This window comes from Bacillus sp. HMSC036E02 (assembly GCF_001836235.1).
Lineage (GTDB): Bacteria > Bacillota > Bacilli > Bacillales > Bacillaceae_G > Bacillus_A > Bacillus_A cereus.
This window is the reverse complement of the sequence record NZ_KV827816.1, coordinates 549,222-573,097: the sequence shown is the minus strand read 5'-3', so window position 1 is coordinate 573,097 and position 23,876 is coordinate 549,222. Positions and strand designations below refer to the sequence as shown.

The following is a 23,876-nucleotide window of genomic DNA, read 5'->3' as shown; positions in this document are numbered from 1 at the left end:
ATTTTGGTAAGTTATTAATAGATTTAGCACTCAAAGACAAAGAGTGCTAACAGAGGTGATGATGAGATGCTTACGGAACGTCAGCTCTTAATTTTACAAACAATTATTGATGACTTTATTGGATCAGCGCAGCCCGTTGGGTCTAGAACGTTGGCTAAAAAAGATGAAATTACATTTAGTTCAGCTACTATTCGAAATGAAATGGCGGACTTAGAAGAATTAGGTTTTATTGAAAAAACGCACAGTTCTTCTGGACGTGTTCCTTCTGAGAAAGGCTACCGATTTTATGTAGACCATCTTTTAGCGCCGCAAAACTTACCGAACGCTGAAATTGTACAAATTAAAGATTTATTTGCTGAAAGAATTTTTGAAGCGGAAAAAATTGCACAACAATCTGCTCAAATTTTATCAGAACTTACGAATTATACGGCCATTGTTCTTGGACCGAAGTTAAGTACAAATAAACTTAAAAATGTACAAATTGTGCCGCTTGATCGTCAAACTGCTGTCGCTATTATTGTAACCGATACAGGGCATGTACAAAGTAAAACGATTACCGTTCCGGAATCTGTTGATTTATCAGATTTAGAAAAAATGGTTAATATTTTAAATGAAAAGCTATCTGGCGTACCGATGGAAGAACTTCATAATAAAATCTTTAAGGAGATTGTTACAGTTTTACGTGGGTATGTTCATAATTACGATAGTGCAATAAAAATGTTGGATGGTACATTTCAAGTTCCGTTATCGGAAAAGATATACTTTGGAGGAAAAGCAAATATGCTTTCGCAGCCAGAGTTCCATGACATTCAAAAGGTTAGATCTTTACTTACCATGATTGATAATGAAGCCGAATTTTATGACATTTTGCGTCATAAACAAGTCGGGATTCAAGTGAAAATTGGTAGGGAAAACTCTTCGACGGCTATGGAGGATTGTAGTTTAATTTCTGCAACATATTCGATCGGCGAAGAGCAACTTGGAACAATTGCTATTTTAGGTCCTACGAGAATGCAATATTCTCGTGTAATTAGTTTGTTACAGTTATTTACGAGACAATTTACTGATGGACTTAAAAAGTAAATGAGAGTAATACATTCGCTCAAGTGATGAAATTTTCATTGCTGTGTGTAATATATAATGCTTAGGTAATCATGCTATGCATGATACCTAATACCTTTTAAGGAGGTGAATATTGTGGAAGAGCGTAACGAACAAGTGGTAGAAGAAGTAAAAGAAGCGCAAGTTGAAGAAGCTGTCACGCCAGAAAACAGTGAAGAAACTGTAGAAGAAAAAAGTGAGGCTGCTCTTTTACAAGAAAAAGTAGATGAGCTACAAGCGAAACTAACGGAAACGGAAGGTCGCACATTACGTCTACAAGCTGATTTTGAAAATTATAAGCGCCGTGTCCAAATGGATAAACAGGCTGCTGAAAAATATAGAGCACAAAGTCTAGTTTCAGACATCTTGCCAGCTCTTGATAATTTTGAAAGAGCAATGCAAGTGGAAGCGACTGATGAGCAAACGAAATCCTTGTTACAAGGTATGGAAATGGTGCATCGTCAATTGTTAGAAGCGCTGACTAAAGAAGGTGTGGAAGTGATTGAAGCTGTTGGTAAACAGTTTGATCCTAATGAACACCAAGCTATTATGCAAGTGGAAGATAGTGAATTTGAATCAAACGCGGTTGTGGAAGAATTCCAAAAAGGTTATAAACTAAAAGACCGTGTGATTCGCCCATCAATGGTAAAAGTAAATCAATAATTTACATAAAACTAGGAGGATTCGCCATGAGTAAAATTATCGGTATTGACTTAGGTACAACAAACTCTTGTGTAGCTGTTATGGAAGGTGGAGAACCAAAGGTTATCCCAAATCCAGAAGGAAACCGTACAACACCTTCTGTTGTAGCTTTCAAAAATGAAGAACGTCAAGTTGGGGAAGTTGCAAAGCGCCAAGCAATTACAAACCCAAATACAATCATGTCTGTTAAACGTCATATGGGTACAGACTACAAAGTAGAAGTTGAAGGTAAAGAGTATACACCTCAAGAAATTTCTGCAATCATTTTACAAAACTTAAAAGCTTCTGCTGAAGCATACTTAGGTGAAACAGTAACGAAAGCTGTTATTACAGTACCTGCATACTTCAACGATGCAGAGCGTCAAGCAACGAAAGATGCTGGTCGTATCGCTGGTTTAGAAGTTGAGCGTATCATTAACGAGCCAACAGCAGCAGCACTTGCTTACGGTTTAGAAAAACAAGACGAAGAACAAAAAATCTTAGTATATGACTTAGGTGGCGGTACATTTGACGTATCTATCCTTGAGTTAGCAGACGGTACATTCGAAGTTATTTCAACTGCTGGTGACAACCGTCTTGGTGGCGATGACTTTGACCAAGTTATTATCGATCACTTAGTAGCTGAGTTCAAAAAAGAAAATAACATTGATTTAAGCCAAGATAAAATGGCGCTTCAACGCTTGAAAGATGCAGCTGAAAAAGCGAAAAAAGATCTTTCTGGTGTAACACAAACTCAAATTTCATTACCATTCATTAGTGCTGGAGCTGCTGGTCCATTACACTTAGAATTAACGTTAACAAGAGCGAAATTCGAAGAGCTTTCAGCAGGTCTTGTTGAAAGAACATTAGAGCCAACTCGTCGTGCATTAAAAGACGCTGGTTTTGCTCCAAGCGAATTAGATAAAGTTATTCTTGTTGGTGGATCTACTCGTATCCCAGCTGTACAAGAAGCTATTAAACGTGAAACTGGTAAAGAGCCATATAAAGGTGTAAACCCTGATGAAGTTGTAGCATTAGGTGCTGCAGTTCAAGGTGGCGTACTTACTGGTGATGTAGAAGGCGTTCTATTATTAGACGTAACTCCACTTTCTTTAGGTATTGAAACTATGGGTGGCGTGTTCACGAAATTAATCGAGCGTAACACTACAATTCCAACAAGTAAGTCACAAGTATTCTCGACAGCTGCTGATAATCAACCAGCAGTAGACATTCACGTATTACAAGGTGAGCGTCCAATGTCGGCTGACAACAAAACGTTAGGTCGTTTCCAATTAACTGACCTTCCACCAGCACCACGTGGTATTCCACAAATCGAAGTAACATTCGATATTGATGCGAACGGTATCGTTAACGTACGTGCGAAAGACTTAGGAACAAGCAAAGAGCAAGCTATTACAATCCAATCTTCTTCAGGTCTTTCTGATGAAGAAGTAGAACGTATGGTACAAGAAGCGGAAGCAAATGCTGACGCTGACCAAAAACGTAAGGAAGAAGTTGAACTTCGTAACGAAGCTGACCAACTTGTATTCCAAACAGACAAAGTTGTAAAAGATTTAGAAGGTAAAGTAGATGCAGCTGAAGTTGCAAAAGCAACAGAAGCGAAAGAAGCATTACAAGCTGCAATTGAGAAAAACGAGCTTGAAGAAATTCGTGCGAAAAAAGATGCCTTACAAGAAATCGTACAACAATTAACTGTTAAATTATACGAGCAGGCTCAAGCAGCTGCTGGTCAAGCAGAAGGTGCGCAAGGTGCACAAGATGCTGGCGCAAAGAAAGACAATGTAGTTGACGCTGAGTTTGAAGAAGTAAAAGAAGACAAGTAATTCAACTGTAAACATAATAAGTAAGATGACAAAAAGTCAAAGTCAAGCGTGCCTTGACTTTGGCTTTTTTCACGAATGAGAAGCGATGTGTGAGGATCTTAAGTTTTTCGCTTTGCATACTGTAAGTGAGGAAACTTTGTTGCAAAGCACTTTCTTTCGGTGTTAAAATTACGTTTATGTGAAAGATTCGGGGGTTGTAAATTTATGAGTAAACGAGACTATTATGAGGTCCTTGGACTTAGCAAGGGCGCTTCAACAGATGAAATTAAAAAAGCGTATCGTCGTTTGGCTAAAAAATACCATCCAGACGTAAGCAAAGAAGAAAATGCGATTGAAAAGTTTAAAGAAGTACAAGAAGCATACGAAGTGTTAAGTGATGATCAAAAGCGTGCACAGTACGATCAATTTGGTCATGCTGGTGCAAATCAAGGATTCGGTGGATTTGGCGGCGGAGGAGACTTCGGCGGTGGCTTCGGTTTTGAAGATATATTTAGTTCTTTCTTTGGCGGTGGCGGCGGCAGACGTCGTGATCCAAATGCTCCGCGCCAAGGTGCTGACTTACAATATCAAGTCACTTTAGATTTTGAAGAAGCTATTTTTGGTAAGGAATTAAATGTGGAAATTCCAGTAGAAGATCCATGTGATACTTGTAAAGGTAGTGGAGCAAAACCAGGAACTTCAAAAGAAACATGTAAACATTGTTCAGGCTCTGGTCAAGTGAGTGTAGAACAAAACACACCGTTTGGTCGTATCGTAAATCGTCAAGCTTGTGGTCATTGTTCAGGAACTGGACAAATTATTAAAGAAAAATGTACGACATGTCACGGTTCAGGTAAAGTTCGTAAACGTAAAAAAATCAATGTTAAAATTCCAGCGGGTATCGATAATGGTCAACAAATTCGTGTGTCTGGAAAAGGTGAAGCCGGCGTAAATGGCGGACCAGCAGGAGACTTATATGTTGTCGTTCATGTAAGAAATCATGAATTCTTCGAGCGTGAAGGAGATCACATTATTTGCGAAATGCCATTAACATTTGCGCAAATGGCGCTTGGTGATGAAGTGGAAGTTCCTACTGTTCATGGTAAAGTGAAGCTGAAAATTCCAGCAGGAACACAAACTGGAACAGAATTCCGCTTAAAAGGAAAAGGTGCTCCGAACGTACGTGGATACGGCCAAGGAGATCAATATGTAGTCGTTCGTGTTGTTGTACCGACGAAATTGACTTCGCAGCAAAAAGATTTATTACGTGAATTTGCAGGACAAGAAGAGCAGGATGATAGTTTATTCGGAAAGCTTAAACGTGCTTTCAAAGGGGAATAATGGAAATAAAAAATGGAGTTGGTAAATTGTGAAATGGTCAGAAATTAGTATTCATACAACAGAAGAAGCAGTAGAAGCTGTCTCTCATATTTTACATGAAGCTGGTGCTAGTGGAGTTGCGATTGAGGATCCAGCGGAGTTAACGAAAGAGCGCGAGCAACAATATGGTGAAATTTATGCATTGAACCCAGATGAATATCCGGCGGAAGGTGTATTAATAAAAGCGTATTTCCCGCAAACGGATTCTTTACATGAAACGATTGCAGGTGTAAAATCATCTATTGATGTGCTTCCATCTTACGACATCGAAATTGGTACTGGAAATATTACCGTTAACGAAGTCAATGAAGAAGATTGGGCTACTGCTTGGAAAAAATATTACCATCCAGTACAAATTTCTGATACATTCACAATCGTACCGACTTGGGAAGAATATACACCATCTTCTCCTGATGAAAAAATCATTGAATTAGACCCGGGTATGGCGTTTGGTACAGGAACTCATCCAACAACAACGATGTGTATCCGTGCTTTAGAAAAAACAGTACAACCAGGTGACACTATTATTGATGTAGGAACAGGTTCTGGTGTACTTAGTATTGCGGCTGCAAAATTAGGTGCGTCTTCTGTTCAAGCATATGATTTAGATCCGGTTGCGGTTGAAAGTGCAGAAATGAATGTACGTTTAAATAAAACAGATGATATCGTGTCTGTTGGACAAAATAGTCTTTTAGAAGGCATTGAAGGTCCTGTTGATTTAATCGTAGCTAACTTATTAGCAGAAATTATTCTATTATTCCCTGAAGATGCAGCAAGAGTTGTGAAGTCAGGTGGATTATTTATTACATCGGGCATTATTGCTGCGAAGGAAAAAGTAATTTCTGAGGCGTTAGAACAAGCTGGATTTACAATTGAAGAAGTGTTACGAATGGAAGATTGGGTAGCAATTATTGCACGAAATGCGTAATATAGATTTTAGTCTATAATGAAAAGGGGAGTCTCTCACTATAAGGTGAGAGACTTGCCGTTTGTTATATGAAAAATGATAACGTTTCGTTCTTTTCGTAAGTGTTGACTTACGAAAGGAACGAAACTCTACTAAGGTGATTATATGCAACGTTATTTTGTAGAAGAGAAATATGTAAATGAGACAAGTATTCGCATTGTAGGTGATGACGTACATCATATCGCAAGAGTGATGCGTATGTCAGCTGGTGATCATATTTATTGCTGTGTAAACGGAAAAACAGCAGTATGTTCAATTGATGAAATTACCAGTGAATTTATTAATACGGCTATTGTAGAATGGGTAGAGGCGTCAAGTGAACTTCCTGTTTTCGTGACGATTGCAAGTGGACTGCCAAAAGGAGACAAGCTAGAGTTAATTTTTCAAAAAGGAACTGAGCTTGGGGCAGCTGCATTCTTACCATTTCAAGCATCTCGCTCTATCGTAAAATGGGATGCGAAAAAAGCTGATAAAAAAGTTGAGCGTTTAAGAAAAATTGTGAAAGAAGCTGCGGAACAATCACATAGAAGTGAAATTCCAGAAGTACATGCTCCGGCATCATTTAAGCAATTGCTTTCAATGAGTGGTGAGTATGATGTTTGTCTTGTTGCTTACGAAGAGGAAGCAAAACAAGGTGAGAAATCTAATTTTGCGAAAGCTTTAACGACAATGAAACCAGGTCAAAAGCTATTGATTGTATTTGGCCCAGAAGGCGGTTTAGCTGAGGAAGAGATTACAGCGCTTCGTGAACATAAATTTGTACCATGTAGTTTAGGACCAAGAATTTTAAGAACAGAAACGGCGCCGTTATACGCGTTAAGTGCTGCTTCGTATCATTTTGAATTGATGGGGTGATGATCAATGTCAACTGTTGCGTTCCATACGTTAGGTTGTAAAGTAAACCACTATGAAACAGAAGCCATTTGGCAATTGTTTAAACAAGGTGGTTATGAAAGAACAGAATATGAAAAGAAAGCTGATGTATATGTTATTAACACATGTACAGTAACGAATACTGGGGACAAAAAAAGCCGTCAAGTAATCAGACGTGCTGTGCGTCAAAATCCAGATGCAGTTATTTGCGTAACGGGATGTTATGCACAAACATCTCCAGCTGAAATTATGGCGATTCCGGGTGTAGATATTGTAGTTGGTACACAGGATCGTGAAAAGATGTTAGGTTACATCGAAGAATTCCGTAAAGAGCGTCAACCAATTAATGCTGTCCGTAATATTATGAAAACACGTGTGTACGAAGAACTTGATGTACCTTATTTCACGGATCGTACACGTGCGTCTTTAAAAATACAAGAGGGTTGCAATAACTTCTGTACATTCTGTATCATTCCTTGGGCGCGTGGTTTAATGCGTTCTCGTGATGGAAAAGAAGTTATTAAACAAGCACAACAATTAGTGGATGCAGGCTATAAAGAAATCGTATTAACGGGTATTCATACAGGTGGATACGGCGAAGACATAAAAGATTATAACTTAGCTGGATTACTTCGTGATATGGAAGCGGAAGTAGACGGATTAAAACGTCTTCGTATTTCTTCTATTGAAGCGAGTCAAATTTCAGATGAAGTAATTGAAGTGTTAGATAAATCTGAAGTAGTTGTACGCCACTTGCATATTCCGTTGCAATCTGGTTCTAATACTGTATTAAAACGTATGCGTCGTAAATATACGATGGAGTTCTTCCAAGAGCGTTTAGATCGTTTGAAAGAAGCGTTACCAGGCCTTGCGATTACATCTGACGTAATCGTTGGTTTCCCAGGTGAAACAGAAGAAGAATTCATGGAAACATACAATTTCATTAAAGAGAACCGCTTCTCTGAGTTACATGTGTTCCCTTACTCAAAACGTACAGGAACACCTGCAGCACGCATGGAAGATCAAGTTCCTGAAGATGTGAAGAACGATCGTGTTCATCGTTTAATTGAGCTATCTAATCAATTAGCGAAAGAGTACGCATCAGCGTTTGAAGGTGAAGTGCTTGAAATCATTCCGGAAGAGCAATTTAAAGAGGGCGACCGTGAAGGCTTATATGTAGGTTATACAGATAACTACTTGAAAATTGTATTTGAAGGATCAGAAGAATTAATTGGTAAGCTAGTGAAAGTGAAAATTACGAAAGCTGGTTATCCATATAACGAAGCGCAATTTGTTCGTGTTCTTGAAGATGATGTAAAAAAAGAATCAGCTAGCGCATAAAAAGAGCGTGCAACCGGAAACGGTTTGCATGCTTTCTTTGTTTGAAGCGGTTAAGTACTATAAGGTGGGGAGGCGTTTCATGCATCCCTGTATGAAAAAAGATGAAATGATAAAAATATAGTTGTCTTCATCAGTAAAGGATACTAGCTATTTGCATAACTTTTGAAAAGGAAATGCTTCTATTCTTCTTTTATTCTGCCAAATAGTTGACCTGAAGTGATAAAATGTATTATAATCGTAAAAGACATGCTGAAGAAGTGTTTCTTTTTGCATGCTGAAGTTAGTATGTAAGTGTGATGTTTCGGAGGGAGGGAAAGAGAATGTCAAAAACAGTCGTTCGTAAAAACGAGTCTTTGGAGGATGCACTTCGCCGTTTTAAAAGATCGGTTTCTAAAACTGGTACACTTGCTGAAGCAAGAAAGCGCGAGTTTTATGAAAAACCAAGTGTAAAACGTAAGAAGAAATCTGAAGCGGCAAGAAAGCGTAAATTCTAAGAGAGGGTGTAAGTTATGAGTCTTCTCGGTCGTTTAAACGATGATATGAAACAAGCGATGAAGAATAAACAAAAAGAAAAATTAACCGTTATTCGTATGGTTAAGGCTGCTTTACAAAATGAAGGTATTAAACTGCAACATACTCTTACTGAAGAAGAGGAAATAACAGTTTTAGCTCGTGAAGTAAAACAGTATAAGGACTCCCTCCTTGAATTTAAAAAAGCTGGTCGTGAAGACCTTGTTAATAAACTGCAAAGTGAAATTCAGATTTTAAGCGCATATTTGCCAGAGCAATTAACTGAAGAAGAACTAGTTGATGTAATCAAGCAAGTTATTTCTGAAGTTGGTGCGACTTCTAAAGCAGATATGGGTAAGGTGATGACTGCTGTTATGCCGAAAGTAAAAGGTAAAACAGACGGATCACTTGTGAATAAGCTGGTTATCCAGCTATTAGCGTAAAAAAACGTCTCATTTCGTATGAGACGTTTTTTTATTGTTCTTATTAAGGAGAAACGCTATATTGTTTAAAAAGGGTTTCTATAAGTGATAGAAACCCCTCTAGTTAAAGTTTCAATTTATTATTTCCTTGTATAATTCCGATTCTACACCTATTCTTACTTCCTTGACTAAAACTTCTTTCGCAAATAAAAGCTAAGTACCGAACCTTCTGAAAATCAGATTGAAGTTTTATAGCTTGCTCTTCAGCATAATCCTCAAAGGTAACGAAAGAGATTCTAACTATTTTAGATTTTGCATCAGTTGCATAAAATGGCCGGATATTACTGTCGATAATTTGTTTTATAACATTCGAAATTTCTTGACTAAAGCCAATTTACTTTCGTATTTCCTCGTTTATTAATTCATTTTTTAATGAACCCTAATATTTTTTGAAATTCATATAACAACCATCTATAAAATATTCTTACTTACAACGTAACATTCAGAGTGGAGAAATTTTCTTTTTTTTGATTTTATCCCTCATTAACGGGCAGCCCGATTGGTGAGGGGGGATTAAAGTTTCACTTTATCTCATTTGTCCAATAAATGACAACTACTTATTCTATGGTCAGTATGTCACATCCAGAACGAATTGTAACAGTTTTTTTCAAGTTTCTAACTTCTCGCTAGGCTCAATTTCTTAATGTAACTTGTACTGATATCCTGTAGGGGCGCATATTCTTGTATTAATACTTCTATTATTAAAGGTAACATCCTTTGATCCATCATTGTCCTGACAAATATGATTTCATATAGCGACTGTTTTAATTAACATGATATGAACTCTTACAGAATATAGTTATGTTAGTGAAGTCGTTATAACACGATAGGCACTTGTGAAGAAATACATATATATGGGATGAGAGGGGGTCTTTCGAGATGAAGAAATTAGAACAAATGAAAAATTGGTTGACAAAACAAGTAGACCTACCAGTGGATGTATTAATGGATCTACCTCGGATTACTCTTGTTGGGCAAATACATATTTATATAGAAAATCATCGGGGGTTATTAGTGTTTTCAGATAAAGAAGTACGATTGCTTTTAAAACACGGTCAATTATTAATTAAAGGACAATCCTTTGTTATTAAAACGATTCTTCCAGAAGAGCTTTTGCTCGAAGGGATAATTGAGCAAGTAACATTTTTAGAAAATGAAAAAAAAGGTGATTGAAGTGAAACTTCCATTTGTGAAGTTTTTCTTCTTTATCCTGTAAAAGTTCCGTTGATAGAGACTGATTACAGTTTTACTCGGTTTCATTTTAGTACGAGCTATTTTAATGTTTCAAATAAAAAGTAGTATATCTACTTTTAGAAAGGTAGTGAAGGTGGTAAATGAAAAATAAATGGTTTATAAAGTGGCTTGGATATGTAAAAGTGCGAATTGAAGGTAGAGGAGCGGAACGGTTTGTTAATGAATGTGTACGGAGGAATTTATTAGTTTGGGATGTTAAAAAGATAGCTGATGAAACGTTAGTTTTTTGTATGTTGTTACGCGATGTGAAAAAAATAAAACCAATTTATAGAAAAAATGAATGTAAATTATATTTTATTGGACGTTATGGTTTTCCTTTTTGGAATAAGCGTTTAATTAAAAATAGTGGATTTTTAATTGGTTTTTTAATTTTCTTTTTTGGTGTGATTGCAATGTCAAATATGGTTTGGAAAATTGAAATTACAGGAGCAAAACCTGAAACGGAATATATATTGATGAAAGAATTGGATAAAATGGGTATTAAAAAAGGGAAACTACAATTTCAAATGCCGAATGTAGAAGATGTACAACGCCATTTGACAGATAATATTAATGCCATTACTTGGGCGGGACTAGAAGTAAGAGGAACGACGTATCATTTTAAAATTGTTGAAAAAAACGAACCGAAGAAAGAAAAGGAACAAAGGCCGCAAAATTTAGTAGCAAAAAAAGAAGCGATTATTACAAAGACGTTCGTAGAAGTTGGAAAGCCGGTTGTACTGAAAAATGATCATGTAGAAAAAGGGCAGATTCTCGTATCAGGAATATATGGTAATGAGGAAAGTCCGACGATTGTTTCAGCGAAAGGTATTGTGTATGGAGAAACGTGGTATACATCTAAGGTGGATGTCCCGTTAAAGACGCAATTCCAAGTGTATACTGGTAATGTATACAATGAACATTTTCTTAAATTTGGGGATACGAAAATAAAAATATGGGGATTTCAGCATGATAAGTATAAACGCTCTCGTACTGAAAGTGTAAAGCATGATGTGAAATTATTTGGTTTTACACTGCCGATTGCATATGAAAAAGATGTTGTGAGAGAAGAGGAAGAAGCGAATCGAGAATATACAGAAAAGCAAGCGCTGAAAGTAGCGAAAGAGATGGCCGAAAAAGAACTAAAGAAAAAATTGGATGAACATGCTATGATTGTAAGTGATAAGATTTTGAGTAAAGAGGTTGAGGCGGGTCAACTAAAGGTCACATTGCATTATACTGTGGTTGAAAATATTGCAGAGCCACAACCAATATCCGAATCCGATATTCAAGGAGACTGAGTAATGGCAGAACAATTAGTAGAAATGAACCAACAATTGGAAAATACTAACGAAGCAATCGCTCTTTTTGGAGTCAATGATGCACATTTAAAAGTAATTGAACGAGAACTGAATGTATCGATCGTAACTAGAGGAGAAACTGTTCATGTATCTGGGGCAGTTGAAACGGTGACACTCGTAGAAAAAATCTTACAGCAATTACTTGTTGTAATTCGTAAAAGTATATCAATTTCAGAGAGAGATGTTGCGTATGCAATTCAGCTTGCACAACAAGGGAAAATTGCTCAATTTGAAGAGTTATATGAAGAAGAAATTTTCAAGACTGCAAAAGGTAAATCCATTCGTGTAAAAACAATGGGGCAAAGACGATATATTCATGCGATGAAGAAGAATGATATTGTCTTTGGGATAGGGCCTGCAGGAACTGGAAAAACATACTTAGCTGTAGTAATGGCTGTGAGGGCTTTAAAACAAGGGTATGTAAAGAAAATTATTTTAACAAGACCTGCGGTAGAAGCTGGAGAAAATTTAGGTTTTTTACCAGGGGATTTGAAAGAGAAGGTAGATCCATACTTACGCCCATTATATGATGCCTTACATGATATTCTTGGACAAGAATATACGCAGCGTATGATGGAGCGAGGAGTAATTGAAATCGCGCCGCTTGCTTATATGAGGGGGCGTACGCTTGATGATTCATTTGTTATTTTAGATGAGGCTCAAAATACAACGGGTGCTCAAATAAAAATGTTTTTAACAAGATTAGGTTTTAGTTCTAAAATGGTTATTACAGGGGACCCTTCACAAGTAGACTTGCCAAAAGGGGTAAAATCAGGGCTATCTATAGCTGCTAATATTTTATCTGGTGTATCAGGTCTGTCATTTATTACATTAGAACAAACGGACGTTGTGAGACATCCATTGGTGCAACGTATTATTGAGGCATATGATAAAATGGAATGATCCTATTTGTCAGGATCATTTCTTTTTGTATGATAAGGTTGGCGAACGTCATATTTTTTACTATCATGAAAGATAAGGAAAATAAACTATAGGTACTAGTGTATAAAATGTTGCCTCAAAGTATCGTTTGGTAGAAGAAATGAAAGCTATAAATAGTTTCACTTTATTTCTGGAGAGGAGAAGGTATTGAAATCATGTCAAGATCTCAAGAAATTTCTAAGTGGTTTCGTAATTTACAACATTCGAAAAAACTAAGTTGGATTTCTTACGTTGTATTAGGAGCAGTGCTGTTTTTTGCGCTTATGAATAATGTAAAACCAGAGCAATTAGATGTTAATATGTATTCTATTGCGAAAAAGACAATCCATTCTCCTATAAAAATTGAAGATAAAGTTACAACGGATAAAAAGAAAAAAGAAGCCGCTACAAAAGTTGAAGATCAATATACATATAAAAGTGAGTATAAACAAAACAAAGTTGATATTGTGAATGACGTCTTTGCTAAAGTGGATGAAGTGGTGCAAGAGATTAAAGCTGTTGGACCGGATGATCAAAAAAAGATGACTGATGCTGAGAAAGTGGAGAAGTTAAAAAAGAAACTACCCGCTGACTTAACGAAAGAATTATCTGATTCAAACTTACTAAGTTTGATTAATGCAGATTCGAGCCAATTAGTATTAGCGAAAGATGCTGCGGTCACAGCGATTAATAGTATCATGACTGAGCATATTAAAATGGACGAATTGAAAGATGCGAAAGAACGATATGTAAGTGAGATGAATAGTGTTAATGTTGATAATGGTTTAAAAGAGTCAATTAAGGCGCTAGGAAGATATGCAATTTCAGCAAACTATTTTTATGACCCGATCTTAACGAAAGAGAAGAGAAAAGCAGAGGAAGATTTAGTTCCACCTGTTTATATTCTTCAAGGACAAGTTCTTGTTAGAGAAGGTGAAACAATTTCAAGTGATGTGTATAATCAGTTGAAATTAGTTGGTTTGTTAGAAAAAGGGAACGGCTTTCAACCTTATGTTGGATTAGCGGTACTCATTGGTGTGTTACTATACTTTATGCATAAACAATTTGAATTATTTTTAAAGAGAAAAAGAGAAGATAGACCGTATGTTTTAGCGTATATTACAATTTTGTCTATCACAATCGTCTTAATGAAAATCATTAGTTTGTTTCAAAAACTTGAATACGCGGGGATTGCATATGTTGTCCCAGTTGCGATGGGAACAATACTTGTAAAACTAATGATTGGTGATCGATTTGTCTTTTTAACGAGTATGATTTTTTCTGTATGCGGAAGTATTATGTTTAATGAAGGAGTAACGAGTACATTAAATTATAGTGTAGGGATTTACGTATTGTTAAGTTCATTATCGGTTAGTATTTTCTTGCGAGAAAAAAATCGTCGTACAATGATTTTACAAGCTGGTATACTCGTTTCTGTATTAAATGTAGTCGTATTGGCGGCGCTCTTATTATTACGTAATGGGAATTTTTCGCCTCTTGAAATTGGTACGCAATTATTAATGGCTTCACTTTCAGGGATTATATCATCCGTTTTGGCTATGGGGATTTTACCATATTTAGAAAGTGGACTTGGAATCGTATCAAGCATGAAGCTTATGGAACTATCAAGTCCAAATCATCCGCTTTTACGCAGAATTTTGTTAGAAGCGCCAGGGACATATCATCATAGTGTAATGGTAGCGAATCTTTCTGAGGCTGCTTGTGAAGCAGTCGGGGCAAATGGTGTATTAGCGCGTGTAGGGGCATATTATCATGATGTAGGAAAAACAGTACAACCGCAATTTTTTATTGAAAACCAAATGGGAATTGAAAACCCGCATGATAAATTAGATCCTGTAACGAGTAAAGATATTATAATTGCTCACGTAACGGATGGAGTAAGAATGCTCGAAGAATATCATATTCCACAAGAAATTATTGATATCGCTGGGCAACATCACGGTACAACGTTACTGAAATATTTTTATTATAAAGCTATTAAAGAAGATAAAGAAAAATATACAGAAGAGATGTTCCGTTATCCAGGTTCAAAAGCAACTTCGAAAGAATCGGCAATTGTTGGTATTGCTGATAGTGTAGAAGCTGCGGTACGTTCTATGAATCACCCAACGCCAGAACAAATTAATAATTTGGTGCAAAGTATTATTAAAGATCGACTACAAGACGGTCAATTTAGTGAATGTGATTTGACGTTTAAGGAACTACAAATCGTTGGAAAAACGTTGTGTGAAACGTTAAATGGTATTTTCCATTCGCGTATTACATATCCGGAACTTCCGGAAGAAAAGGAGAAAGAATGAGTTTGTTAATTGATTTTATTGATGAAACAGAAGAAGTAAAAGAAGCGTATATGAGTTTAATTCGTGAAGTGTTAGAAAAAGCAGCTCAAATGGAAAATATCGAGGATGGTGCGGAGGTATCGGTGACATTTGTAGATAATGAGCGCATTAGAGAAATTAATCGTGATTACCGAGATAAAGATCAACCTACAGATGTAATATCCTTTGCGATGGAAGAAATGGGAGAAGGAGAAATGGAGATTGTTGGTGCAGAGATGCCACGCATGTTAGGTGATCTTATTATCTCTATTCCAAGGGCGAAAGAGCAAGCTGAAGAGTACGGACATTCTTTCGATCGTGAACTTGGATTTTTGGCATTACATGGCTTTTTACATTTACTTGGTTATGATCACATGACAGAAGAAGATGAAAAAGAAATGTTCGGAAGACAAAAAGAAATTTTAGAAGCTTTTGGATTAGGACGATGAAAAAAGGAAAACTTATAGATAGTTTTGGATATGCTATAGCTGGTATATTCTTTTGTTTTCGTCATGAGCGAAATATGAAAATCCATTATTTAGCCGCAGTCATTGTTATATGCTGCGGCTTTTATTTCCATATTACGAGAACAGAGTGGATGATATTACTTATTGTAATAGGGAGTGTAATGAGTTTAGAAATGGTAAATACGGCTGTGGAAAAAACAGTAGATTTAGCGACTGCAGATATTCATCCATTTGCAAAAATTGCAAAGGATGTTGCGGCAGGAGCGGTTTTATTGTTTGCAATTATAGCTGTTATAATTGGTGCTATTATCTTTTTACCGTATATGGTATAGTTGCATTCCGAAGCTTTTATTAAGCTTTGGAAGTGCCGTAAGGGGCTTTAATGAGAGAGTGTACCTCTTCATAGCTGTGAACAGGAAGGATGCGGGAATATGAATAGTAAACAATTAATTCTAGAAGCAATCGAAGCGCGTAAACAAGCGTACGTACCATATTCTAAATTTCAAGTAGGTGCAGCACTATTAACGCGCGATGGAAAAGTATATCGTGGATGTAATGTTGAGAATGCATCATATGGCTTATGTAATTGTGCTGAAAGAACAGCTTTATTTAAGGCGGTTTCTGAAGGAGATAAAGAATTTGTAGCCATTGCGGTTGTAGCAGATACAAAGCGCCCAGTACCTCCTTGTGGAGCATGTCGACAAGTTATGGTAGAATTATGTAAACAGGATACGAAAGTATACTTAACAAATTTACATGGTGACGTTCAAGAGACGACAGTCGGAGAATTGTTACCAGGAGCATTTTTAGCGGAGGATTTACATGAATAGAAAAGGTTATAAATCAGGTTTTGTCTCTATTATTGGCAGACCGAATGTTGGGAAATCTACATTTTTAAATCGTATTATCGGCCAGAAAATTGCTATTATGAGTGATAAGCCACAAACGACTCGTAATAAAATTCAAGGTGTATATACAGAAAATGATGCACAAGTTATTTTCATTGATACACCAGGAATACATAAACCTAAACATAAACTAGGCGACTTCATGGTGAAGATGGCGCAAACGACATTAAAAGAAGTTGATATCGTTCTGTTTATGGTTAATGCTGTCGAAGGCTTTGGTCGTGGTGAAGAATTCATCATCGAGAAGTTAAAAGAAACGAAACAACCAGTATTTTTAGTAATTAATAAAATTGACCAACTTCATCCAGAGCAATTACTAGAGTTAATTGATCAATATCGTAAACTACATGAGTTTGCAGAAATTGTACCAATTTCTGCATTAGACGGTAATAATGTGGACGCTTTAATTGGAACAATTAAAAAGTATTTACCAGAAGGACCACAATACTATCCAGATAATCAAGTAACGGATCATCCGGAGAGATTTATTATTGCAGAGCTTATTCGTGAGAAAGTACTACATTTAACACGTGAAGAAGTGCCGCATTCTGTGGCTGTTGTTATCGATGCGATTCAAAAGCGTGAGGGCGGGGCAGTTTATATAAATGCAACGATTGTTGTTGAACGTGCATCACAAAAAGGAATCATCATCGGAAAACAAGGGAAAATGTTAAAAGAAGTTGGTAAGCGAGCTCGTTTTGATATTGAAGCGCTACTTGGTTCTAAAGTATTTTTAGAAGTATGGGTAAAAGTGCAAAAAGATTGGCGTAATAAAATGTCTCAGCTTCGTGACCTAGGTTTCCGCGAGGATGAGTACTAAAATAGAGTCAAGCTGTAATCAGTGGATGGTTGGTTCATCCACTGATTATTGGTTTTTATGAACTTTGATAAATTAGGAAAAATTTTTCTCACATGAAAATGGACAAAATGGGTCAATTTAATAACAACAAAGGAAATTGGTTTATAGGCTACGCTTATTGAGAAAGGTGGATTCTTATGCTAGATTTTACCTGGAAGTTTTTCTCCAAAACAGGAAGCATTGAAACGTACTTGCTTTTGAAAGAAATGGAAAAAGACGTAAACGATGAGATGGATCAACATGAAGAGGAGCTAGCGCATCTAGACTCTCCAATTTCTTGACCCGTTTTGTTCAAACCTTGGATGGTGACGAACATGTTTCAAAAAGTTGAGGGCATCGTTATCCGTACGACAGATTACGGAGAAACGAACAAGATTGTTACAATATTCTCAAGAGAACTTGGTAAGGTAAGTGCAATGGCAAGAGGGGCAAAAAAACCGAAAAGCCGATTAGCATCTGTGTCGCAATTAATGACACATGGCCAGTTTCTTATTCAAATGGGATCTGGGCTTGGAACATTGCAACAAGGCGAGATTATTTCAACTATGAAAGAAATTCGCGAGGACATATTTTTAACTGCTTATGCATCATTTATTGTTGAATTAACTGATAAAGCAACAGAAGATAAAAAACATAATCCGTATTTATTTGAAATGTTATATCAAACGTTGCATTATATGTGTGAGGGTGTTGATCCAGAAGTATTATCATTAATTTATCAAACGAAAATGCTTCCGGTATTAGGGATGCGCCCGTACTTTGATACATGTGCGATTTGTCATCAAGAAACAGACTTTGTCGCCTTCTCCGTTAGGGAAGGCGGTTTTCTGTGCTCACGTCATGCAGAGCAAGACCCGTATCGTATACCGGTAGGAGAAGCTGTTCATAAATTATTACGTCTTTTCTTCCATTTCGATTTACATAGGCTCGGAAATGTATCGGTAAAGGATAGCACAAAAAAACAAATGCGTTTAGTATTGAATACATATTATGATGAATATTGCGGAATTTATTTGAAATCAAGACGTTTTTTAGAACAACTTGATAAGTTTCAAATATAATTTTGGGCCGTATACGGTCCTTTTTACATACTTTCTTTTTCGAATAGCATATTTAGTATATAATATTTAAGAGATAGTATAACTTTTTTCGTTGTGCATTAAAGGTGGTGATTATCATAGAGCTGAATAAACGGCAAGAACATATCATTCAGATTGTAAAAGATCACGGTCCTATTACAGGGGAATCAATTGCAGCGCAATTGGGTCTAACACGTGCGACGCTAAGACCAGACTTAGCAATTTTAACGATGGCTGGTTATTTAGAAGCACGTCCACGCGTAGGTTATTTTTATACGGGTAAAACTGGGGGGCAGTTATTATCTGAAGCTGTTAAGAAAATTAAAGTACAAGATTATCAATCTAGACCGGTTGTAATTGATAAAAATGTTTCCGTATACGATGCAATTTGTACGATGTTTTTAGAGGACGTTGGTACATTGTTCGTTGTAGATCAGATGACTCTATTAGTTGGTGTTGTGTCTCGTAAAGATTTATTAAGAGCGAGCTTAGGAAAGCAGGATTTAACCTCTCTTCCGGTTAATATTATCATGACAAGGATGCCAAACATTGCGATGTGTCGTAGAGAGGATTCTTTATATGATATTGCGATGGAATTAATAGAAAGACAGATTGATGCAATGCCAGTTGTAAAAGATACGAAACAAGGTTTAGAAGTGATTGGGCGAATTACAAAAACAAATATTACACGTGCGTTTGTAAATTTAGTAAATAACGAATAAGTGTAATTTGTTTAAAGTGAGGTAATGTAATGGATAATAAAATCGTATATGTCGTATCTGACTCTGTAGGGGAAACGGCTGATTTGGTTGTTCGAGCAGCAATGGGGCAATTCCCGTTTGCTCCTGATATTAGACGTGTACCGTATGTAGAAGATACAGGGACATTAAAAGAAGTGATTTCGATTGCTAAGAGTAATCAAGCACTTATATGTTTTACGTTAGTTAAGCCTGATATGCGCAAATATTTAGTAACAGAGGCTGCAAAAGAAGGGGTAGAGGCATACGATATTATCGGCCCTCTTATTGATCAAATTGAAGAAATTACGGGGCAAGTGCCGAGATATGAGCCAGGCGTTGTCCGTAGGTTAGATGAAGAATACTTTAAAAAGATTGAAGCGATTGAGTTTGCTGTGAAGTATGATGACGGCAGAGATGCACGAGGTATTTTAAAAGCGGATATCGTGTTGATTGGTGTTTCGCGTACATCAAAAACACCACTTTCTCAATATTTAGCTCATAATAAACGCTTGAAAGTTGCGAATGTACCACTCGTGCCAGAAGTTGACCCACCTGAAGAACTATATCAAGTGGCAAAAGAAAAATGTTTCGGTTTGAAAATTACGCCAGATAAGTTAAATCATATTCGAAAAGAACGATTAAAATCACTTGGATTAAGTGATGGAGCAACATATGCAAATATTAATCGTATTCAAGAAGAAATTGATCACTTTGAGGAAGTAATTAGTAAAATAAATTGTCAAGTAATCGATGTATCGAATAAAGCAATTGAAGAAACAGCAAATATTATTGTGAATGCAGTGCAAAACCAAAAAATGTTTTAGCACATTTACCAAAGGTGAATGTGCTTTTTTCGCTCGTGTGAAATATGGTACCTATGGATTTTGTAATAGATTGTAGTGTAATGGTTATACTTATACTCCTTTGTCTTTTAGTATATTCAAGGTGTGAGTTTGTCATCCTGAAATGTAAGATGAAAAAATAAAGGGATATGTAGCGTAGTTGAAGAAAATATATTATAATAAAAAATTGTGATAAAAACCTATATTTTACGTTTAGACTTTAATTTTTCAGAATAAACTAGGGATAGGATTTACGAAAAAGACATGTAATTACGTTAAATCGACAAAATCTATACAAGAAAACGCACATTATGGAAGGATTCACAGAAGGGATGTAGAATACAGAAATATGCAAAGCATTGACAACATATTAGTTGGTGTGGATGTATATCCCGTGAAGGCTGAAATTGTGCAAGTTGGAGCGGAATTTCATGTCGGAATTTTGTTTGTCGCATCATATGCTCATCCTTTAAGGAAATAGCAAGGCCATTGGATCTTTGTAGATACTGAACAAAATGGAGTTGATCGTTATATGGATCAACATGAAAAAGTTACAAATCTCAAGATCAAACAGTATATGTGGCTTGCTACTCTTCTTATAAAAAGGTGTATATGTATTGTTTCTAAGAGATACATTTGTAACAGATGAGCAAATGTATACAATTTTATATAGCAAGTATGTATATGCGATTTATGCAGATAAAGGACCTATAGGAAAGGTTTAAAATCGTTTATACAATGTAATCGGCAACACTTTCTAACAAGTTTAGAAAAATATTGTCGAATTATAAAGGAATTTTTTAATTTATATCGAATACAAAATACGACACGGAGATGGAGTTATGGGGAACAGAATTCCCGAAGAAGTTGTTGAACAGATTCGGACATCATCCGATATTGTAGAAGTCATTGGTGAATACGTTCAACTTAGAAAACAGGGGCGTAACTATTTCGGCCTTTGTCCATTTCATGGTGAGAATTCTCCTTCATTCTCTGTTTCATCTGATAAGCAAATTTTTCATTGCTTCGGATGTGGAGAAGGTGGAAATGTATTTTCCTTTCTAATGAAAATGGAAGGACTGGCTTTTACCGAGGCTGTTCAAAAGCTAGGCGAAAGAAATGGAATTGCGGTTGCAGAGTATACATCAGGGCAAGGACAACAAGAAGACATATCTGATGACACTGTCATCATGCAACAAGCTCATGAATTATTGAAAAAGTATTATCATCATTTATTAGTAAATACGGAAGAGGGAAATGAAGCACTTTCATATTTATTAAACCGTGGTATTACGAAAGAGATGATTGAGAAGTTTGAAATTGGTTATGCATCACCTACTTGGGATGCAGCGACGAAAATTTTACAAAAAAGAGGTTTATCGCTGTCTAGTATGGAACAAGCTGGCCTTCTAATAAGAAGTGAGAAGGATGGTAGTCATTATGATCGCTTCCGTGGAAGAGTTATGTTCCCGATCTATACGTTACAAGGTAAGGTGATAGCGTTTAGTGGAAGGGCGTTAGGAGATGACACTCCGAAATATTTAAATAGCCCTGAAACACCGATTTTTCACAAAAGTAAATTGTTGTATAACTTCCACCAAGCAAGACCGTTTATTAGAAAGCGTGGGCAAGTGGTTCTTTTTGAAGGATATGCCGATGTACTAGCTGCGGTAAAAAGTGGTGTGGAAGAAGCTGTTGCGACAATGGGAACAGCTTTAACTGAAGAACAAGCAAAACTTCTGCGACGTAACGTTGAAACTGTTGTTCTTTGCTATGATGGTGATAAAGCAGGGCGAGAAGCGACGATGAAAGCAGGGCAATTATTGCTAAAAGTTGGTTGCCAAGTGAAAGTCACATCCTTGCCAGATAAGCTTGATCCTGATGAATATGTGCAACAATATGGGACTACTGCTTTTGAAAATCTTGTGAAATCAAGTGTGAGTTTTGTTGGTTTTAAAATAAATTATTTGCGTTTAGGGAAAAATTTGCAAGATGAGTCTGGCAAAGAAGAATATGTGAAGAGTGTTTTAAAAGAGTTATCGTTGTTACAAGATGCGATGCAGGCAGAGTCATATTTGAAGTCATTATCGCAAGAATTTTCGTATTCAATGGAAACACTTTTGAACCAATTGCACCAATATCGCAAAGAACAAAAGGTACAGCAAAAACAAATAAAGCAGGTTGCTAAACCGTCTCAAGTCGTTCAAACAAAACCGAAGTTAACAGGTTTTGAAAGAGCGGAAAGAGAAATTATTTACCATATGTTGCAAAGTGCAGAAGTAGCTGTTCGTATGGAATCCCATATAGAAGATTTTCATACAGAAGAACATAAAGGGATTTTATATGAACTATACGCATATTATGAAAAGGGAAATGAACCTTCAGTCGGAACATTTTTAAGTTGGCTCTCTGATGAAAAGTTGAAAAATATTATCACTGATATTTCGACGGATGAATTTATTAATCCAGAATACACAGAAGAAGTGTTGCAAGGCCATTTGGAGACGCTTAGACGGCATCAGGAAAAACTTGAAAAGATGGAGATCATCTTTAAAGTGAAACAAATGGAAAAAACAGATCCTGTAGAGGCTGCTAAATATTATGTAGCATATTTACAAAATCAAAAAGCGAGAAAATAGCTTTTTTGATAAAGTTTTAGTATAATGAATGTTTGTATCTCGCGTAAGGAGGGGAACAGATGGCTGACAAACCAGCTCGTTCTAAACAAATTGAAACTGAAATGACCCTTGAGCAAGTGAAAGAACAACTCACTGAGCTCGGAAAAAAACGTGGCGTTCTTACATATGAAGAGATTGCAGAACGCATGAATGGATTTGAAATTGAATCCGATCAAATGGATGAATACTATGAATATTTAGGTGAACAAGGCATTGATTTAGTTGGTGATAATGACAACGAAGAAGGCCCTAATAATCGCCAAATTACAAAAACAGAAGAAGAGTTTGACCTCAATGATTTAAGTGTACCACCTGGGGTTAAAATCAACGATCCTGTTCGTATGTATTTAAAAGAAATTGGTCGTGTAGACTTACTATCTGCAGAAGAAGAAATTCGACTTGCAACGCGTATTGAAGAAGGCGATGAAGAAGCGAAACGTCGTCTTGCAGAAGCAAACTTACGTCTTGTAGTAAGTATTGCAAAGCGCTATGTAGGCCGTGGTATGCTTTTCTTAGACTTAATTCAAGAAGGTAATATGGGTCTAATTAAAGCTGTTGAAAAGTTCGATTATCGTAAAGGTTTCAAATTTAGTACGTATGCAACTTGGTGGATTCGCCAAGCTATTACACGTGCCATTGCAGACCAAGCACGAACAATTCGTATTCCAGTTCATATGGTTGAAACGATTAATAAGTTAATTCGTGTACAACGTCAATTATTACAAGATTTAGGTCGTGAACCGTCTCCTGAAGAGATTGGTGAAGAAATGGATCTTGCTCCAGAAAAAGTACGTGAAATCTTAAAAATTGCACAGGAGCCAGTTTCTCTTGAAACACCAATTGGTGAAGAAGATGACTCCCATTTAGGTGACTTTATTGAAGACCAAGAAGCAACATCGCCTGCGGACCATGCGGCCTATGAATTGCTAAAAGAACAATTAGAAGATGTGTTAGATACGCTAACAGATCGTGAAGAAAATGTTCTACGTCTTCGTTTCGGTTTAGATGATGGACGAACTCGTACGCTTGAAGAAGTTGGGAAAGTATTCGGCGTAACGAGAGAGCGTATTCGTCAAATTGAAGCAAAAGCACTTCGCAAATTAAGACATCCAAGCCGTAGTAAGCGTCTTAAGGATTTCTTAGAATAGGTTATTTTTTAAGTTTACTTCACCTTTGTGAAGTAAACTTTTTTATTTTGTTAATTTTTGTTAAAATTTAGCTATCGGCAACGATTACAATTTCTTGTAATTTATTTTACAGAATTGTCTTTTGATTTGCAAATGCTCATTTT

General features: G+C 36.5%; 24 protein-coding genes. All 24 read left to right on the top strand.

Annotation, left to right across the window (positions count from 1 at the left end):
* Window positions 1-66 precede the first annotated feature (66 nt).
* Window positions 67-1,083, top strand: a complete 1,017-nt coding sequence (gene hrcA, locus HMPREF2590_RS07425) for a heat-inducible transcriptional repressor HrcA (RefSeq protein WP_000954941.1) — start codon at window positions 67-69, stop codon at window positions 1,081-1,083.
* Between the two features lie 114 nt (window positions 1,084-1,197).
* Window positions 1,198-1,764 (top strand): nucleotide exchange factor GrpE, encoded by a 567-nt coding sequence (gene grpE / locus HMPREF2590_RS07420; RefSeq protein ID WP_000392711.1) that lies wholly within the window; start codon window positions 1,198-1,200, stop codon window positions 1,762-1,764.
* A gap of 26 nt (window positions 1,765-1,790) precedes the next feature.
* Window positions 1,791-3,626: a chaperone protein DnaK gene (gene dnaK / locus HMPREF2590_RS07415; RefSeq protein WP_000034706.1), complete on the top strand. Its 1,836-nt coding sequence runs from the start codon at window positions 1,791-1,793 to the stop codon at window positions 3,624-3,626.
* A 204-nt stretch (window positions 3,627-3,830) separates the two neighbouring features.
* On the top strand, window positions 3,831-4,946 hold the full coding sequence (gene dnaJ / locus HMPREF2590_RS07410; protein WP_000043947.1) for a chaperone protein DnaJ: 1,116 nt from the start codon (window positions 3,831-3,833) through the stop codon (window positions 4,944-4,946).
* Between the two features lie 28 nt (window positions 4,947-4,974).
* Window positions 4,975-5,913, top strand: coding sequence for a 50S ribosomal protein L11 methyltransferase (gene prmA / locus HMPREF2590_RS07405; RefSeq protein WP_000872103.1), 939 nt, complete (start codon window positions 4,975-4,977; stop codon window positions 5,911-5,913).
* 144 nt (window positions 5,914-6,057) lie between these two features.
* Window positions 6,058-6,807: a 16S rRNA (uracil(1498)-N(3))-methyltransferase gene (locus HMPREF2590_RS07400; RefSeq protein ID WP_001190159.1), complete on the top strand. Its 750-nt coding sequence runs from the start codon at window positions 6,058-6,060 to the stop codon at window positions 6,805-6,807.
* A 6-nt stretch (window positions 6,808-6,813) separates the two neighbouring features.
* Window positions 6,814-8,166, top strand: a complete 1,353-nt coding sequence (gene mtaB / locus HMPREF2590_RS07395) for a tRNA (N(6)-L-threonylcarbamoyladenosine(37)-C(2))-methylthiotransferase MtaB (protein WP_000108676.1) — start codon at window positions 6,814-6,816, stop codon at window positions 8,164-8,166.
* A gap of 320 nt (window positions 8,167-8,486) precedes the next feature.
* Window positions 8,487-8,660 carry a 30S ribosomal protein S21 gene (gene rpsU / locus HMPREF2590_RS07390; protein WP_000048061.1) on the top strand — a complete coding sequence of 58 codons (174 nt, stop codon included), beginning with the start codon at window positions 8,487-8,489 and terminating at the stop codon, window positions 8,658-8,660.
* Between the two features lie 15 nt (window positions 8,661-8,675).
* A complete protein-coding gene (locus tag HMPREF2590_RS07385) occupies window positions 8,676-9,119 on the top strand; it encodes a GatB/YqeY domain-containing protein (RefSeq protein WP_000054562.1) in 444 nt (147 codons plus the stop codon).
* 918 nt (window positions 9,120-10,037) lie between these two features.
* A complete protein-coding gene (gene yqfC, locus HMPREF2590_RS07380; RefSeq protein WP_000732269.1) occupies window positions 10,038-10,331 on the top strand; it encodes a sporulation protein YqfC in 294 nt (97 codons plus the stop codon).
* Between the two features lie 161 nt (window positions 10,332-10,492).
* Window positions 10,493-11,692 (top strand): sporulation protein YqfD, encoded by a 1,200-nt coding sequence (gene yqfD, locus HMPREF2590_RS07375; RefSeq protein WP_000792499.1) that lies wholly within the window; start codon window positions 10,493-10,495, stop codon window positions 11,690-11,692.
* 3 nt (window positions 11,693-11,695) lie between these two features.
* Window positions 11,696-12,655: a PhoH family protein gene (locus HMPREF2590_RS07370; protein ID WP_000840520.1), complete on the top strand. Its 960-nt coding sequence runs from the start codon at window positions 11,696-11,698 to the stop codon at window positions 12,653-12,655.
* A gap of 194 nt (window positions 12,656-12,849) precedes the next feature.
* Entirely contained in the window at window positions 12,850-14,994 is a 2,145-nt protein-coding gene (locus HMPREF2590_RS07365; protein WP_000091514.1) for an HD family phosphohydrolase, read from the top strand.
* Window positions 14,991-15,461: an rRNA maturation RNase YbeY gene (gene ybeY, locus HMPREF2590_RS07360; protein ID WP_000054679.1), complete on the top strand. Its 471-nt coding sequence runs from the start codon at window positions 14,991-14,993 to the stop codon at window positions 15,459-15,461. The genes HMPREF2590_RS07365 and ybeY overlap by 4 nt, the downstream gene beginning before the upstream one ends.
* A complete protein-coding gene (locus HMPREF2590_RS07355; RefSeq protein ID WP_000715469.1) occupies window positions 15,458-15,811 on the top strand; it encodes a diacylglycerol kinase family protein in 354 nt (117 codons plus the stop codon). The genes ybeY and HMPREF2590_RS07355 overlap by 4 nt, the downstream gene beginning before the upstream one ends.
* Window positions 15,812-15,910: 99 nt before the next feature.
* Window positions 15,911-16,309 (top strand): cytidine deaminase, encoded by a 399-nt coding sequence (locus HMPREF2590_RS07350; RefSeq protein WP_001086282.1) that lies wholly within the window; start codon window positions 15,911-15,913, stop codon window positions 16,307-16,309.
* A complete protein-coding gene (gene era, locus HMPREF2590_RS07345) occupies window positions 16,302-17,207 on the top strand; it encodes a GTPase Era (RefSeq protein WP_001080229.1) in 906 nt (301 codons plus the stop codon). The genes HMPREF2590_RS07350 and era overlap by 8 nt, the downstream gene beginning before the upstream one ends.
* Window positions 17,208-17,383: 176 nt before the next feature.
* Window positions 17,384-17,527, top strand: coding sequence for a YqzL family protein (locus tag HMPREF2590_RS07340; protein ID WP_000883924.1), 144 nt, complete (start codon window positions 17,384-17,386; stop codon window positions 17,525-17,527).
* 33 nt (window positions 17,528-17,560) lie between these two features.
* The gene (gene recO, locus HMPREF2590_RS07335) at window positions 17,561-18,307 is read left to right on the top strand and encodes a DNA repair protein RecO (protein ID WP_000487013.1); all 747 of its coding nucleotides are present in this window, start codon (window positions 17,561-17,563) and stop codon (window positions 18,305-18,307) included.
* Window positions 18,308-18,414: 107 nt separating this feature from the next.
* Window positions 18,415-19,047 carry a transcriptional regulator CcpN gene (gene ccpN / locus HMPREF2590_RS07330; protein WP_000583756.1) on the top strand — a complete coding sequence of 211 codons (633 nt, stop codon included), beginning with the start codon at window positions 18,415-18,417 and terminating at the stop codon, window positions 19,045-19,047.
* A gap of 29 nt (window positions 19,048-19,076) precedes the next feature.
* A complete protein-coding gene (locus HMPREF2590_RS07325) occupies window positions 19,077-19,889 on the top strand; it encodes a pyruvate, water dikinase regulatory protein (protein ID WP_000368936.1) in 813 nt (270 codons plus the stop codon).
* A 367-nt stretch (window positions 19,890-20,256) separates the two neighbouring features.
* A complete protein-coding gene (locus tag HMPREF2590_RS30650) occupies window positions 20,257-20,388 on the top strand; it encodes a hypothetical protein (protein WP_002000855.1) in 132 nt (43 codons plus the stop codon).
* Between the two features lie 361 nt (window positions 20,389-20,749).
* On the top strand, window positions 20,750-22,546 hold the full coding sequence (gene dnaG, locus HMPREF2590_RS07315; RefSeq protein WP_000528224.1) for a DNA primase: 1,797 nt from the start codon (window positions 20,750-20,752) through the stop codon (window positions 22,544-22,546).
* A 59-nt stretch (window positions 22,547-22,605) separates the two neighbouring features.
* Window positions 22,606-23,733, top strand: coding sequence for an RNA polymerase sigma factor RpoD (gene rpoD, locus HMPREF2590_RS07310; RefSeq protein ID WP_000764066.1), 1,128 nt, complete (start codon window positions 22,606-22,608; stop codon window positions 23,731-23,733).
* The last annotated feature ends 143 nt before the right edge of the window (window positions 23,734-23,876 follow it).

Excerpts from the sequence above, each read along its gene's own strand:
- hrcA (WP_000954941.1), top strand. The coding sequence starts at position 67 with ATGCTTACGGAACGTCAGCTCTTAATTTTACAAACAATTATTGATGAC.
- dnaK (WP_000034706.1), top strand. The coding sequence starts at position 1,791 with ATGAGTAAAATTATCGGTATTGACTTAGGTACAACAAACTCTTGTGTA.
- dnaJ (WP_000043947.1), top strand. The coding sequence starts at position 3,831 with ATGAGTAAACGAGACTATTATGAGGTCCTTGGACTTAGCAAGGGCGCT.
- HMPREF2590_RS07400 (WP_001190159.1), top strand. The coding sequence starts at position 6,058 with ATGCAACGTTATTTTGTAGAAGAGAAATATGTAAATGAGACAAGTATT.
- mtaB (WP_000108676.1), top strand. The coding sequence starts at position 6,814 with ATGTCAACTGTTGCGTTCCATACGTTAGGTTGTAAAGTAAACCACTAT.
- rpsU (WP_000048061.1), top strand. The coding sequence starts at position 8,487 with ATGTCAAAAACAGTCGTTCGTAAAAACGAGTCTTTGGAGGATGCACTT.
- HMPREF2590_RS07385 (WP_000054562.1), top strand. The coding sequence starts at position 8,676 with ATGAGTCTTCTCGGTCGTTTAAACGATGATATGAAACAAGCGATGAAG.
- yqfC (WP_000732269.1), top strand. The coding sequence starts at position 10,038 with ATGAAGAAATTAGAACAAATGAAAAATTGGTTGACAAAACAAGTAGAC.
- yqfD (WP_000792499.1), top strand. The coding sequence starts at position 10,493 with ATGAAAAATAAATGGTTTATAAAGTGGCTTGGATATGTAAAAGTGCGA.
- HMPREF2590_RS07370 (WP_000840520.1), top strand. The coding sequence starts at position 11,696 with ATGGCAGAACAATTAGTAGAAATGAACCAACAATTGGAAAATACTAAC.
- HMPREF2590_RS07365 (WP_000091514.1), top strand. The coding sequence starts at position 12,850 with ATGTCAAGATCTCAAGAAATTTCTAAGTGGTTTCGTAATTTACAACAT.
- ybeY (WP_000054679.1), top strand. The coding sequence starts at position 14,991 with ATGAGTTTGTTAATTGATTTTATTGATGAAACAGAAGAAGTAAAAGAA.
- HMPREF2590_RS07355 (WP_000715469.1), top strand. The coding sequence starts at position 15,458 with ATGAAAAAAGGAAAACTTATAGATAGTTTTGGATATGCTATAGCTGGT.
- HMPREF2590_RS07350 (WP_001086282.1), top strand. The coding sequence starts at position 15,911 with ATGAATAGTAAACAATTAATTCTAGAAGCAATCGAAGCGCGTAAACAA.
- era (WP_001080229.1), top strand. The coding sequence starts at position 16,302 with ATGAATAGAAAAGGTTATAAATCAGGTTTTGTCTCTATTATTGGCAGA.
- HMPREF2590_RS07340 (WP_000883924.1), top strand. The coding sequence starts at position 17,384 with ATGCTAGATTTTACCTGGAAGTTTTTCTCCAAAACAGGAAGCATTGAA.
- recO (WP_000487013.1), top strand. The coding sequence starts at position 17,561 with ATGTTTCAAAAAGTTGAGGGCATCGTTATCCGTACGACAGATTACGGA.
- HMPREF2590_RS07325 (WP_000368936.1), top strand. The coding sequence starts at position 19,077 with ATGGATAATAAAATCGTATATGTCGTATCTGACTCTGTAGGGGAAACG.
- HMPREF2590_RS30650 (WP_002000855.1), top strand. The coding sequence starts at position 20,257 with ATGCAAAGCATTGACAACATATTAGTTGGTGTGGATGTATATCCCGTG.
- dnaG (WP_000528224.1), top strand. The coding sequence starts at position 20,750 with ATGGGGAACAGAATTCCCGAAGAAGTTGTTGAACAGATTCGGACATCA.
- rpoD (WP_000764066.1), top strand. The coding sequence starts at position 22,606 with ATGGCTGACAAACCAGCTCGTTCTAAACAAATTGAAACTGAAATGACC.